At 66.4% G+C, this 12,561-nt stretch carries 16 protein-coding genes and 2 pseudogenes; 10 read left to right on the top strand and 8 right to left on the bottom strand.

Features of this window, described 5'->3' with window-relative positions; translation table 11 throughout:
- Window positions 1-3: 3 nt before the first annotated feature.
- From BVC93_RS11550 to groL, 3 genes are read left to right on the top strand one after another with little or no spacing between them, the layout of a single operon-like run.
- Window positions 4-696 carry an iron-sulfur cluster assembly protein gene (locus BVC93_RS11550; RefSeq protein WP_157517210.1) on the top strand — a complete coding sequence of 231 codons (693 nt, stop codon included), beginning with the start codon at window positions 4-6 and terminating at the stop codon, window positions 694-696.
- Window positions 693-1,718, top strand: a complete 1,026-nt coding sequence (locus BVC93_RS11545) for an NAD(P)-dependent alcohol dehydrogenase (RefSeq protein ID WP_083737303.1) — start codon at window positions 693-695, stop codon at window positions 1,716-1,718. Before BVC93_RS11550 ends, BVC93_RS11545 begins: the two co-directional genes overlap by 4 nt.
- Before the next feature lie 28 nt (window positions 1,719-1,746).
- The gene (gene groL / locus BVC93_RS11540; protein ID WP_083737302.1) at window positions 1,747-3,396 is read left to right on the top strand and encodes a chaperonin GroEL; all 1,650 of its coding nucleotides are present in this window, start codon (window positions 1,747-1,749) and stop codon (window positions 3,394-3,396) included.
- An 18-nt stretch (window positions 3,397-3,414) separates the two neighbouring features.
- Here the strand turns inward: groL and BVC93_RS11535 are convergent, their stop codons facing one another.
- Genes BVC93_RS11535 through BVC93_RS11525 form a run of 3 tightly spaced genes read right to left on the bottom strand, consistent with a single transcriptional unit; the run spans window position 3,415 to window position 5,465 of the window.
- Window positions 3,415-3,708 carry a DUF2694 family protein gene (locus tag BVC93_RS11535; RefSeq protein ID WP_083737301.1) on the bottom strand — a complete coding sequence of 98 codons (294 nt, stop codon included), beginning with the start codon at window positions 3,706-3,708 and terminating at the stop codon, window positions 3,415-3,417.
- 2 nt (window positions 3,709-3,710) lie between these two features.
- Entirely contained in the window at window positions 3,711-4,025 is a 315-nt protein-coding gene (locus BVC93_RS11530) for a type VII secretion target (RefSeq protein WP_083737299.1), read from the bottom strand.
- 9 nt (window positions 4,026-4,034) lie between these two features.
- Complete coding sequence (locus tag BVC93_RS11525) at window positions 4,035-5,465, bottom strand: DUF4226 domain-containing protein (RefSeq protein WP_236950328.1); 1,431 nt, start codon at window positions 5,463-5,465, stop codon at window positions 4,035-4,037.
- A 148-nt stretch (window positions 5,466-5,613) separates the two neighbouring features.
- On the opposite strand from BVC93_RS11525, the gene BVC93_RS11520 reads away from it, so the two are divergent.
- A complete protein-coding gene (locus BVC93_RS11520) occupies window positions 5,614-5,883 on the top strand; it encodes a hypothetical protein (RefSeq protein ID WP_083737297.1) in 270 nt (89 codons plus the stop codon).
- Here the strand turns inward: BVC93_RS11520 and BVC93_RS11515 are convergent, their stop codons facing one another.
- From BVC93_RS11515 to BVC93_RS11505, 3 genes are read right to left on the bottom strand one after another with little or no spacing between them, the layout of a single operon-like run.
- Entirely contained in the window at window positions 5,884-6,228 is a 345-nt protein-coding gene (locus tag BVC93_RS11515) for a DUF4226 domain-containing protein (protein WP_083737295.1), read from the bottom strand.
- Window positions 6,229-6,276: 48 nt separating this feature from the next.
- The gene (locus BVC93_RS11510) at window positions 6,277-7,104 is read right to left on the bottom strand and encodes a C40 family peptidase (protein WP_083737293.1); all 828 of its coding nucleotides are present in this window, start codon (window positions 7,102-7,104) and stop codon (window positions 6,277-6,279) included.
- 11 nt (window positions 7,105-7,115) lie between these two features.
- Window positions 7,116-7,532, bottom strand: a complete 417-nt coding sequence (locus BVC93_RS11505; RefSeq protein WP_083737291.1) for a WhiB family transcriptional regulator — start codon at window positions 7,530-7,532, stop codon at window positions 7,116-7,118.
- A 139-nt stretch (window positions 7,533-7,671) separates the two neighbouring features.
- On the opposite strand from BVC93_RS11505, the gene BVC93_RS11500 reads away from it, so the two are divergent.
- A complete protein-coding gene (locus tag BVC93_RS11500) occupies window positions 7,672-8,415 on the top strand; it encodes a helix-turn-helix domain-containing protein (RefSeq protein WP_083737289.1) in 744 nt (247 codons plus the stop codon).
- Here the strand turns inward: BVC93_RS11500 and BVC93_RS11495 are convergent.
- Complete coding sequence (locus BVC93_RS11495; RefSeq protein ID WP_083737287.1) at window positions 8,384-9,469, bottom strand: phosphotransferase family protein; 1,086 nt, start codon at window positions 9,467-9,469, stop codon at window positions 8,384-8,386. The two genes, BVC93_RS11500 and BVC93_RS11495, sit on opposite strands and share 32 nt — an antisense overlap.
- 76 nt (window positions 9,470-9,545) lie before the next feature.
- Here BVC93_RS11495 and BVC93_RS11490 point away from each other — a divergent pair, with 76 nt between their 5' ends.
- Window positions 9,546-9,971, top strand: coding sequence for an EVE domain-containing protein (locus BVC93_RS11490; RefSeq protein ID WP_083737285.1), 426 nt, complete (start codon window positions 9,546-9,548; stop codon window positions 9,969-9,971).
- 7 nt (window positions 9,972-9,978) lie between these two features.
- On the opposite strand, the gene BVC93_RS33565 is transcribed toward BVC93_RS11490, so the two are convergent.
- A complete protein-coding gene (locus BVC93_RS33565) occupies window positions 9,979-10,122 on the bottom strand; it encodes a hypothetical protein (protein ID WP_192860266.1) in 144 nt (47 codons plus the stop codon).
- 161 nt (window positions 10,123-10,283) lie between these two features.
- Here BVC93_RS33565 and BVC93_RS11480 point away from each other — a divergent pair, with 161 nt between their 5' ends.
- The 4 genes and pseudogenes from BVC93_RS11480 to BVC93_RS11470 all read left to right on the top strand — a co-directional run.
- The gene (locus BVC93_RS11480) at window positions 10,284-11,345 is read left to right on the top strand and encodes a DUF5631 domain-containing protein (protein WP_236950327.1); all 1,062 of its coding nucleotides are present in this window, start codon (window positions 10,284-10,286) and stop codon (window positions 11,343-11,345) included.
- Window positions 11,346-11,473: 128 nt separating this feature from the next.
- Window positions 11,474-11,764, top strand: a complete 291-nt coding sequence (locus BVC93_RS11475; RefSeq protein ID WP_083737279.1) for a DUF2710 family protein — start codon at window positions 11,474-11,476, stop codon at window positions 11,762-11,764.
- Between the two features lie 141 nt (window positions 11,765-11,905).
- Window positions 11,906-12,010: pseudogene (locus tag BVC93_RS33560) on the top strand (hypothetical protein); the annotation flags it as partial.
- A pseudogene (locus BVC93_RS11470) lies at window positions 12,008-12,556 on the top strand (type VII secretion AAA-ATPase EccA); the annotation flags it as partial. The pseudogenes BVC93_RS33560 and BVC93_RS11470, both read left to right, overlap by 3 nt.
- Window positions 12,557-12,561 lie beyond the last annotated feature (5 nt).

Genomic DNA, 12,561 nt, shown 5'->3' with positions numbered 1-12,561 from the left:
GTGATGGCAGCGCTGCACACTGTCATCGACCCCGAGTTGGACGAACCCATAACCGATCTCGGGTTTGTCCGCTCGATCCTGGTGGACGACGACGGTGTCGAGGTGCACCTGCGGTTGCCCACGGCGTTCTGCTCACCGAACTTCGCCTACCTGATGGCCTCCGACGCGCTGGACGCGTTGCGGTACCTGGAGTTCGGCGAGGTGCGGGTGTTGCTCGACGATCACCACGACAGCGACAAGATCAATGCCGGACTGGCTGCCGATGCCGGATACCGCGGCACGTTCGGCGTCGAGGCGCTCGACAGCCTGGACGAATTGCGGCGCACCTTTGCGCACAAGGCGCACACCGCCGCGATGGAACGCTGTGTCACGGACATGATCCGTCGAGAAGGGGTGCAGGACAGTGAGCTCTTCCACCTGACGTTGCGTGATCTGCCGCCCGGCAGAGAGAAGGCGGCGTTGATGCGTCGGAGGGTGAGCATCGGGTTGAGTACCTGCCCCAACAGCCGGGTCATGGTGGGCGAGGACGGTAGGGCGCTGACGCCGGAGCAGGTGCCGATGCGGCTGCGGTTCGCCCGGTCGGTGCGGATCTCCATGGAAGGCAACGGCCACTTCTGCCGTGGTCTGCTGGCCACCCGATACGCCGACGGCGGCAGTACAACACCGGAATTCACAGACCTCAGGAGACTGCCATGAAAGCCGTCCAGGTGGTGGGCTACCACACCAAACTCCAGCTGACCGATGTCGCCAAACCGACCGTCACCGGCCCGCTGGACGTCATCGTCCGGATCGGCGGAGCCGGTGTCTGCCGTACCGACCTGCACATCCTGGAAGGGCAGTGGGAGCAGAAATCCGGTGTCGCACTGCCATATACGATCGGACACGAGAACGCCGGCTGGGTGTCCGACATCGGTGACGCGGTGACGAATGTGGTGCCCGGCGACAAGGTGATCCTGCATCCCCTGATCACCTGTGGACTGTGCCGGGCCTGCCGTTCCGGCGACGATGTGCACTGCGAGAGCAGCGCCTTTCCCGGCATCGACACCAATGGCGGCTACGCGGAGTACCTGAAGACCACGGCGCGCAGCGTGGTCAAGATCGACGACACACTGGAACCCGCTGATGTCGCGGCATTGGCCGACGCCGGATTGACGGCGTATCACGCCGCGGCAAAGATCGCCCGGATCGTCGGCCCGCGCGACGTCTGCGTCGTCATCGGTGCCGGTGGTCTGGGTCATATCGGAATCCAAGTGCTGAAAGCCATTTCGGGTGCCACCGTGGTGGTGGTGGACCGCAATCCCGCCGCAGTGGCACTGGCCGTCGACATCGGTGCCGACCACGGCATCGTGGCTGACGGCACCCAGCTGGAGCACATCCGCGATCTCACCGGTGGGCACGGGGCCGAAGCGGTGCTCGACTTCGTGGGTGAGGGTGGCGCCACCGCAGAGGGCGTGGCGATGCTGCGCCGCGCCGGCAACTACTACGTCGTGGGCTATGGCGAGAACATCAACGTTCCCACCATCGACATCATCTCCACCGAGATCAATTTCATCGGCAACCTCGTCGGCTCCTACAACGACCTGCAGGATCTGATGGCGCTGGCCGCCCAGGGCAAGGTCACGCTGCACACCAGTAAGTACGCGCTCGACGATTTCCAGAACGCGCTCGACGATCTCGACGCCGGCCAGGTACGCGGCCGCGCGATTCTCATTCCCTGACAACCAGTTTCACGAGAGGACACAGACCATGGCAAAGGAGCTGCGGTACAACAGCGACGCCCGCGCGCGCCTGGAGTACGGCGTCAACGCGCTGGCCGACGCCGTCAAGGTGACGCTGGGCCCGAAGGGCCGGAATGCGGTGCTGGAGAAACTGACGGGGCCGCCCACCATCACCAATGACGGCGTCACCATCGCCCGAGAGATCCAGCTCGCTGACCCGTTCGCCAACATGGGTGCCCAGCTGGTCAAGGAGGTCGCCATGCAGACCAATGGCATGGTGGGTGACGGCACCACCACCGCCACCGTGCTGGCACAGGCGATGGTTCGTGAGGGACTGCGTGCGGTGGACGCCGGAGCCAACCCGATGCGGCTGCGTCGTGGTATCGAAAGGACCGTGCCGGTGGTGCTACGAAGCCTCACCGAACAGTCCGTGGCCCTCGGCGGGCGCAGCGACCTGCTACGCATCGCCACGCTGGCCGCCAGTGACGACGAGTCCATCGGCGAGGTGATCGCCACCGCCGTCGAGCACGTCGGGGAGCCCGGCGTCATCACCACCGAGGAGAGCGACGTCCTGGGACTGAGCGTCGACGTGGTGGACGGCATCGAGTTCGGCCACGGCTACATCTCTGCCTACATGGTGACCGACCAGGACCGTATGGAGGCCGTGCTGGACAACCCGGTGATCCTGCTGACCAACAAGAAGATCACCGCGGTGCAGGACATCATGCCCACCATCGAGGCGGCCAAGCGGGCCGACCGGCCGCTTCTGGTGCTCGCCGAGGACGTCGACGGACCCGCTCTGCAACTCCTGGTCGGCGGCAACATGCACAAGACCATGCAGTCGGTGGTGGTGCGCGCGCCCGGCTTCGGGCACCGCCGAGTCGCCGAACTCGAGGACCTGGCGGTGGCGCTCGGCGGACACGTGATCGCCAAGGACACCGGCCTGGAACTCGGTGAGGTCAAGGGGGAACACCTGGGTTCGTGTGACCGGGTCACCGTCACCGAGAACGACACCACGATCGTGGGCGCGCACGGTGACCCCGCGCGGGTCAGTGCCCGGGTGGCGCAGCTGGAAGCCCAACACGAACGGGCTCGCATCGACGCCGACCGCGACAGCCTGGAACTGCGGGTGGCCAGGCTGACCGGACGGGTGGCGGTCATCCGCGTCGGCGGCGCCACCAGCGTCGAACTCAAGGAGCGCATGCTGCGCGTCGAAGACGCCCTGGCGGCCACCCGAGCCGCCGCCGAGGCGGGCATCGTGGCCGGCGGTGGCACGGCACTGGCCCAGGCGCACCGCGCGCTGGCCGACCTCGATCTGCCCGGTGACGAGGGCATCGGCGTCCAGGTGGTGCGCCGTGCGCTGGCCGAACCGCTGCGCTGGATCGCCACCAACGCCGGCTTCGAGGGCGACGACGTGGTGCAGATCGTCGAGGACCTGCCTCTGGGCCACGGCTTCAACGCGCTGTCCGGCGAATACGGCGACATGTTCGACGAAGGTGTGATCGACCCGCTGAAGGTGACCCGCGCGGCGCTGGAGAGCGCAGCCTCCATCGCCGCCCTGCTGATCACCACCGAAACGGCGATCGTCGAACAGGTGGTGGGACATCCCGGTGCGATCATGGCCCCCGGTTTCGGCGATCTGGCCGAGGGCATGATCCGGCCGTCCAACATCTACTAGACGCCCGTCCGAGGCTGCTTATGGATGCAGTTGATGCTCGGCCAAGGCGGCCGACGCCGCCCGTAGTTCGGATTCGCCGGGCACCTCCTCAGACGGGGTGTGACCGGCGGCGAGAATCTCCGATCGCACCTCCATCAGTGCACGAAGGTGGGACACGTCGGCCGTCAACAGGATTGCCCTGGAGAGGCTCTGCGCATCGGCCTGCATCGCCGACTCGGTGAGCACGACGCTGTGCAGATACCCCCCACGGCAACTGCGGAACAGCAGCTGACCGCTGGGATGCTGTACGTCGAAGGCCGGGTCCGGTTCCATCCTCAGTCCTCGTCGGTCACCGCGTGCAGGCGTCGAGCGCTCTGGGCTTCGTGCTCTTCCCACATCGTGGCCGATCGGTGCAGGTTGTCCGCCATCTGCGCGTGCTCGTCGGCCTGCTGGTCGTAACACAGCCGCCGCTGTTCCAGCAGTTCACGGGCGGCTTCGCGGAGCTCGCCGAAGATGGGGCCCAACGAGTCGAGGCTGTCCTGAATGGCGTCGTGTGTGCTCGGCACGGTGCGCAGATAGTCCGCGGTCTCGGCATGCCGGCGGGCGGCGTCGCGCAGATTCGCCGGATCGATGACAATGCGGTTGTCCATGAGGATCTCCTAGCTGGCCGGCGTGGTCGCCGGTCGAGTTGGTGCTGGGGTATCGGTTCCGGCGGGTGCAGTGTCGGTGGGTGACGGCGGGTGTATCCATCCTAGGAAGCTGGGTCCACTGACGCCGGCGAGTGGACCGATCTGGCCATCCTGCAGGGCTCTCGTGCGGTCCAGAGCCACCGCCAGACGGTCGGTGAACATCCCGACGTCGCCGGTGTCGACATCGGCTGGGTCCACGGGGTGGGCGACCGGGGTCCCCGGCGGCGGAACGCCGAGTCCGTTGCGGTGAAACGCCTCTGCGATGGGGGTGCCGGCCAGCGCACTGTTGATCACCTTGGCCAGTTGCGGATTGGGGGCGGTGATGACATCGCCGTCGGGCAGCCGGATCTCCGACGACTCGACGGTGGGTTCTTCGTCAGGCTCGGCGTCGGCTGGTTGCTTGTCCTCGGGAGGCTCCTCGCCGGGCGGAATATCCTCTGCCAGAACCGATTCCGCTTCGGAAAGTAGGCTGTCCAGGGAATCGGGACTCGCGACTGCGGTGCGTTGGGGCACCGACGAATCCTCTTCTGCGCGTGGCATTCCCGGAAGTGCCGAGGGCAAGGCTCCGCCTGGCCCACCCAGCATCGACGGGCTGGGGATACCTGTCTGCGGTATGGACGCCGCCGCCGGGGCGCTCGGTGGTGGCGGGAGAGGAGCCGGCGGCGCGGGGGCCGGCGACTCTTGTGCGAGGAGCTGCTCGAGCAGCGGGTCGGACCCCAGGTCGGCGCCGTAGGCGGGCAGCTCGCCGAGGCCGACGGGGCCGGGGGCCGTGCCGGCAGCCGCCGCAGCGGGAGAAGTCTCGGCAGCCGTGGTGCGTCTCGACGACTCGTACAGCGCGGTCCAGGCACTGGCCAGCACCGCTTTGGAGTTGTCATCCAGGCCGGCGCTGTGCACCAGAGCGCCGATTTCGCGGAGTTTGCCGATCAGGTACCGCTGGAAGTCCCGCGCCCCGGCCGGGGTGTCGAGATCGGTGCGCACGCGCACCGCGTTCTCGATCTCCTGCTGCAAGCGACGCAGTTCGGCGCCACCCTGGGTGGAGGTGCTGTGTGCGTTGAGGACGGCCGCGATGACCAGCAGGTCCAGCTGGGCGACAGCCGAGTTCTGGTGCGCCAGATCCGTTTCGGCTTTCTTGATGGCGGCCACGCCGACACCCTGCTGTTCTTCAGCCGGGATGGCCGCCGCAGCGGTGGGAACCACCGGAGCTCCGGTGCGTGGATCGAACAGAGTGGGGTGATTGGCCTTGATCTTGGCCAGCACCGCCGCGACCTCGTTCTCCGGCGCCACCACGACTCCCAGGAGCGCGACATCCGACGACGTGAGACCCCGTTTCCAGGCCGCGGGGTCACCGGTGACGCTGCCGACGTGCGTCACGGCGTCGAGCAGTTCCCTGTGCGTCGTCACCCGAACTCCACCATGGGCCGGACACTACCGAGGGCTGCTCACCCCAACAATTCACCTTCGGCCAGCCTGTTTGGCAACCGGCAATCGGGGTAAAAACCATCCAGTTTCTCCGAGCTTCGCGCTCTCAGACCGAGGGGTTGAGCACAGAATGTCCGACCGCACACAGGGGCAGACACCAGCCAACGGCACCTTTGCCGAGGCGCGCAGCGCCACGGCACTCTTTCTCACCCTGACTGCGGTGATCGCCGCGGCCATCGCTCTGGCCAGCGGCTTGGGCGACGGTGACGGCGGTTTTGCCATCGCCGCCGGGGTGGTCTCGGCGCTCAGCTTTGTGGTCGCGATCTTCTGCTTCAGTGCCGACGCGGATCCGCTGCCGGCACCGGAGCCCGCTGTGACGGCGCTGGCCGCTACCGACTGACTACCGGTACCGGTCGGCCAACTGCGCAATCTCGGCTGCCCGCGCGTCGGCGTCCGCCACCGCATCGGTGACCACCGCGGTGATGTCACGATGCTTGGCCAGCAGGAAACGTTGGAATTCGCGCGCGCCCGCGGCGGTGTCCAAGGCCCACGTATGTTGCTGTGCGACGGCGTTCTCGATCTCGGCGCCGATGGCATCAAGGCGCTCACGCGATTGCACGGTGATGGCGTGGGCGCCGATCACCGCCGCTGCCAGCACCGCGTCTGCGGCGGAAAGTTCCTGATGGCGGGCCGACAGAGCGTTCTGCCTCATGGTGATGGCGGACGCGTCGGTGCCGTCTGACATGGTGGGACGGTACTCCCGGCAAGGGACCGCTGACAATTCATGGCTACATCACCAGACCCGGCGAATCACCACATCGGAGCCCAGCCGGCTGATCCGCACATTCGCTCCTGCGTGCGGTGCCTCCACCACCATCCCGTTGCCTATGGCCATCTGCACGTGTCCGGTGTTGGGGAAGACGAGATCGCCCGGCTGGATGTGGCTGCGCGGCACGGCAATACCCTGATGAATCTGGTCATAGGTGGTGCGGTCCAAGCTGACGCCAGCTTGTCGGTAGGCCCACTGCACCAAACCTGAACAGTCGAAGCGATCGGGACCGGTGGCTCCCCACACGTATGGCATCCCCAGTCGCGACAATGCCGCACGAACCGCGACTCCTGCCCGTCCTCCTGCATTCGGCACGACGCCGGGCCCCAGTCCGCGAAACCCCCGACGTCCGCGGTACCGGAGCAGGAGCAGCAGGGCAAGACGGCGACGGGCACGTCGACGGGCCGATAACACGTGCTGCTGTTGAGCCCGCAGTCGTTGGGCGGTGCGCCGCATCGCCTCGCGTTGTGCAACTGGGGAATCCGCCGCCGCACCCACGTCGGCTCGTGCTGCTTCCAGCACTGCCCGCGTGAGCTGTCGAGCCAGCAGATGGTCACGCTGCGCGCGCGCCACGAGTGCGGCGAAGTCGGCGTCGGTGGCCGCGGTTCGGCGCAGCAGCTCGCGGGCGGTGTCCACCGCGTGTCGGTAACGATCATGTCCGCCACCGGTGTTCAGGTCGGCGGCTCGGCGCAGTGCGGCCTGGAGGTGGTCGACGTCAGCCTGAAGTGGAAGCTGTCGAGCCTCGTCGGCGAACAGGTGGTGAGCCCGGCTCAGGATCTCCAGCTCACTCATGTCGGATTGCCTCAGGCCGCGTTACGGGGATTGCAGTGCAGCAGCGGCAAGTGGATGACCGCCGCGGCGATGGGGAGCGCCTCGGACTGCCGCCGCTCCAGCAGCGCCGCGTTCTCCGGAAGTTGGCGCGCACTGATCTCGCCGGCGGCAATCCGACGCAACGTCTGGTGTGCGGCGGCAAGCTGGTGGCGCTTGCGGTACTGACCGCCGGGAAGCTTCACTCCGGCCCAGACGCCGTACTCCTCACCGTGGTCGACGGCGCGCTTCGCGCACAGCCGCTGCTGAGCCAACGGACACCGACGCAGACACATGGTGCGGGCCTCGAGAGACGCCGTTTCGTAGGCGCGGGCCTTGGCGGCACCGTCTGCACCGTCGTCGTCGGAGTAGCCGAACCACAGGTCGGGGTTCGAGGCGCAAGGTCGGTCCATGTGAGCGTCTCCTCGGGTTGAAGCGATGACGAAAGCGTATATGCGAATCGATGGCAACGCAAGAAACGAAGACAAAAACATATACACAAAAGGAGACGAAGCGGGCTGTGTACCATTCCCGCATGTCCGGAACGCAGGCGTGAGCCGGGAAGCAGCCGGCGCCGCACTCCGCGCACTGCGGGAGTCGCGCGACTGGTCGCTGGCGGACTTGGCCGATGCCACGGGTGTGAGCATCATGGGCCTGAGCTACCTCGAGCGCGGAACCAGGAAGGCGCACAAAGGCACAGTTCGCAAGCTTGAGAACGGGCTGGGACTACCTCCGGGCACCTACGCGCGACTGGTCATCGCCGACGATCCCGACGCCGAACTGGCCGCATTGCTGGGCGCCGGGGAGATCCGCCGGCAAGCCGGCGATCCGGAGTCACCGGTTGTCGTCACTCGACGCGCGGACACCGAGGTGTTCGAGGGTTTCGCCGCCGCTCAACTCGAGTCGATCAATTCGGTGATCGACCGGCTGCCGCCGCGGACCTCAAGTGAATACGAAAACGTAGTGCGCTCGGTGATCGATCAGTGTGTCAAGGCCGAGTTGCTGGCCGCCAACTCCTGGCGGGTGGCTGTCAACAGCGGAGCCGATCCGCACGGCCAGCTCATGGAGCTCATCAAGGCATTGGAGAACACGCGGGCCGCGTTGATGGCCAAACTCCCGGACAGCCTGGGTGCGCGCTTCGACCGTGCTTGTGGGCTGTCGGGGTTGCCCGAACATGTCATCTCCGAACTGCTCGACATCACTGCCGAACAGATCTGGTCTCTTCGCAACCACGGTGTGATACCGCCCGGAACGGTGAGTCGGATCAGGGCTTTCGCCGACGCGTTGGGGGCGTGACGATCAACTCCAGCGTTCCGAGTTCCCGGATGGCTCGGCAACCGCGTTCCAGCATGGTCAGCACCATGTCGTCCCCACGTTCGGTGGCAGCGGAGAACGCAAATCCGAACGTGGTGATCAGCGGGATCTGTGGCGTACCGAGGCGGTAGTCGCGCCAACAGGTTTCGGCGTCGTAGTCCACCACGCCGTGCCTCAGGAGCTCACGGTGGTAGTCGGCGACCAGGCCACGCTCAGCTGCGGCCCGCTCGTCGGGCAACAGGCTGGTCCCCACGAAGTACGCCAGATCCCGCGCGGGCAGGCCCACCGTCAACGTCTGCCAGTCCACGACGGTGACGCGGGTCCGATCAGGATCGAACAGCAGGTTGTCCAGCCGGTAATCTCCGTGCAGCAAGCTGAACCGCTCGGGCTCCAGGAGCAGCCACTGACCCACCAGAGCGGCTGTGGTGGTGAGGGTTTCGCGATCCGGTGCCGACATCCTGTGCCCCAGCCTGCTCAGCGTGGTCTCGGCTGCCATTACGGCGAGGTCACCGAGACCGCGGGCGAAGTCCGCGTCAGGACGCGGCATGGTGGCCCCGGTGAACGTCAACCACGCCGGATCACACCAACGCGGACCGTGGAGCCCGGCCAGGGCGCGAGCGGCCAGGCGGGCTTCCGTCGCGCTGCATCCCTGCAGTTGATCACCCTGTACAGCGGGGGCGAGATCGGCCAGCAGCATCACGAAATCGGCTCCATCACGGTCGATTTCGCAGTGGTAACAGTGCGGCAGGGGCAAGTCCAGCGTATGGGCCACCTCGGTGTAGAACGAGTGCTCCGATCGGTAGCCAAGCGCCACCCGTTCGCGGACCGCCTCATCCTGGGACGGCAGTTTCACGATCAGAGTCGAAGGAAGGTCCGTCGGCCTCGCGTAGTCCAGTGCCACTCGATAAGTGGCGCCGGTCTGTCCGGTGCCGACCGGACTCACCGTCGCAGCACGGACCTCGACTCCCAGCACCGAGGTCAGCCACTTGCTGGTCACCTCAGCGGGACCTGCAGGAATCACGGCAACAGTGGCCATCGGAGCCCTCCTCCCGGTGAATTAGAACACGTTCCAGAAATGTCGTGTTGTCGGACCCCGCTTCTACCGTGGCGTCATGACCGCATGGATCAACACCATCAGCGCCCAGCACGTCGCACGCGGCGTCGCGGGAGGCTTCACGCAGGCCGACCATGGCAAGCCGGACCGGCTCCAGCGGCTGGCGCAAGGCGACTGGATCGCCTTCTATTCACCGAAAACCGATTACCCCGACGGTGAGCCGCTGCGGATGTTCACCGCGCTCGGGCAGGTCGTCGACGACCAGCCGTACCAAGTAGAGCTGGCATCGGGCGCCACGCCGTTTCGGCGCCGGGTGGAGTTCGTCGAATGCACGCCGGTGCCCATCCGCCCGCTGATCGAGCACCTCGAGTTCATCGAGGACAAGCAGCATTGGGGCTTTCGCTTCAGGTTCGGGCTGTTCCGCGTCAACAACCACGATTTCGACGTCATTCGGTCGGCGCTGACGCGCCGGGCGGCTGCCTGAGAATCGCTCAGCGCACCCAGTTCTGCACTGCGTCAGCAGCCGGGGCGATATCTGCAGGCGGCGGCAGCGGAGCCTCTCCGAACAGCTCCCTGGCCCGAGCCAGCAGCGCACGCACCTCGTCGAGCTGGGCCTGCAGAGTCGAGTCCGTCATGAACGCGACGCTACCGCCGCCGCCGTCGGCCCACAATTCAGCTGAATAGCGCCGTGAGCAGGCGCCGGTACGCTTGGCCGGTGGCGGTTTTCGGGCGGCGATCTGCACGTCAGCGCTTGAAGAGGGCTACCGAACAAGCCCTCTCGGTGCCGACGTTCCGCATGCCTGACGACTGCACGCCCTGGGTGCTCGGTGGGCTGTGGCCGGCCGTACTGGACAACGTGACTCCCGAGACGGCACCCATCGCCGACTACCTCAAGAGGGATCTGCAGCGGATCGCCGACTCCGCCAACCACAAGCTGCGAATTCTGCACGAGACTCCGATGCCGGACGCGGTGCGTGCCACCGAGCAGAACCGTGTTGTGGATTCCGCGCGCGCATTCGCGGTACAGCGGGTGGAGTCGACGATGCGTCAACTCCACAACCAGGCAGTCGAGGCCACCCAGGTGCTGCCCAGTCTGGGCCCGCACACCGATGAACCCACCCGCGCCATGCCCCGGCTGCCGACACCTCCAGCCGAAGAGCCCGCCGAGCCGACGGTGCAGGAGCCTGGCGAGCAGGAGCCGGCCGAACAAGCCCAGCCGGAGACACCCGAACAACGCTTGCGCCGCATGGTCGACATGCTCGCTCGGCAGGAGCCGGGCCTGCGCTGGGCGGCGGGTCTCAGGCCGGACGGCACCACCGTGGTGGTGACAGACCTGGCTTACGGCTGGGTGCCACCTGGCATCGTGTTGCCGCCCGGCACCGAGGTGCCGGCACCGGAGAAACGTGCAGGAAGTCTGCGCGCACTGCTCGGCGTCACCGAGACGGCGGTGCGCTACAACCCCGGTGATCCCTTCACCGGAGGTCGCGCAATCGATTCTGGTGAGGCGCCGGGCGCAATGTCCGCGCCGGAGATCGACGACCTGGGCTGGCTGCTGTCCGAGGCCACCCGATGGCGTGAGGGGTTGCCGCGGATCACCCATACGCTCGCCAGGGCGGCCGCGGCGGGCACCGGAGTTGTGGATGCAGAACTCGATGTCCTGCGTGTTCACCTCGACACCGCGCGATATCAGCTGTTGTCGCGCTATCCCGCAACGGATTCCGCACTTCTGCTGAACTGTCTGCTGCTGGCCGCCACCACCGCGTTGGTCGCAGGTGACCGAGATGCGGCCAACTACCACTTCGCCTGGTTCATCGAGTGCAACCGATCGCCCTCTGGCAACGCTGCGCACACTTCCTGAGGCGACGTTGCTGAAGATGGCTGGCGCTGCGTGCTGAGATGAATTGACGAGACTCGCCGGGCCTGGACATACTGGCGGAATGTCGGGGTCGGGCCGGGGCGGTTGCCGCCACCGGAGAGCGGGTATCGATGGATGACCGCGCCCTGGTCGACGAAGTTCTCCGGGAATTGAACGCCGCGGCGGACCGATGGGAAAAATTGGTCGCCGAGGCAGAGAAGATCACCTATAGCGTTGATCTCGGTGACATCCAAGCCGTGGTCAATTCTGATGGAAAGTTGCTCGAATTGACTCTGCATCCAAGCGTCACCGTCGAATACACCCACACGGATCTCGCCCGCCGCCTCAACGCCGCATTCGACGCCCTGCGGGAGGAAGCCCGGGCCGACAACGAGGCACGATACGGAGGCGGTCTGCGATGAGAGGGCTCCTGCGGAACACCCGCCACTCCCGGCACGCCAGTCTCGTAGCGCCTCGAGTTTGGTGTCGTCGAGCAGTCAGCGGCGCCGTTATGGTGACAAAGTGCGGCGTATTACAGATAGAGCGGTGAAGGGACACCGGGCGTGCCACTGAACCTTTCAAATCGCGACCAGAATTCGGGTCACCTGTTCTACAACCGCAGACTGAAAGCTGCCATCACCCGGTTCTCCGTCCGGATGAAGCACGAGTTCTACTCACTGGTGGAGCGACACCACGACGGCAGACCCGACATGATCGGGATGGAGGCCGTCAACCAGCTTCTGGTAGCCCTGGAAGTGCACCGTTTCGACTTCTGTTTCATCGGTGCGGGTTACGAGAAGGAGGTCGACGAGTTCCTCACGGTGAACCCGGGTCTGGCGGGCCGGTTCAACCGCAAGCTGAGGTTCGAGTCCTACAACCCGGACGAGTTGGTGGAGATCGCGCTGCGCTACGGACGGCCTCGCGCCACCGTCATCGAGCCGGCGGCCCAGGAAGCCTTCAACGCCGGGTGCCGGATTCTGCGTGCCTACCGGGCCCCGGACGGCGCCCACGGCATCGACGTCATGCAGAACGGGCGATTCTCCCGCAATGTGGTGGAACGTGCTGAACGACTGCGGGATTCACGCGTGGCTGCACAGCACCGGACGGACCGCGGGTCGGTCACCGTCGAGGATCTCGAGACCATCCGAACCCCGGACATCGTCGCGGCGATGCGTGATGCCTGCGCCGAAAAGCACGTCCCGATCGATCTCTAACGCGC

The sequence above is a fragment of the Mycobacterium sp. MS1601 genome (assembly GCF_001984215.1).
Classification (GTDB): domain Bacteria; phylum Actinomycetota; class Actinomycetes; order Mycobacteriales; family Mycobacteriaceae; genus Mycobacterium.
The sequence above is the reverse complement of the archived record's forward strand: the minus strand, read 5'-3'. Positions and strand labels throughout refer to the sequence as shown.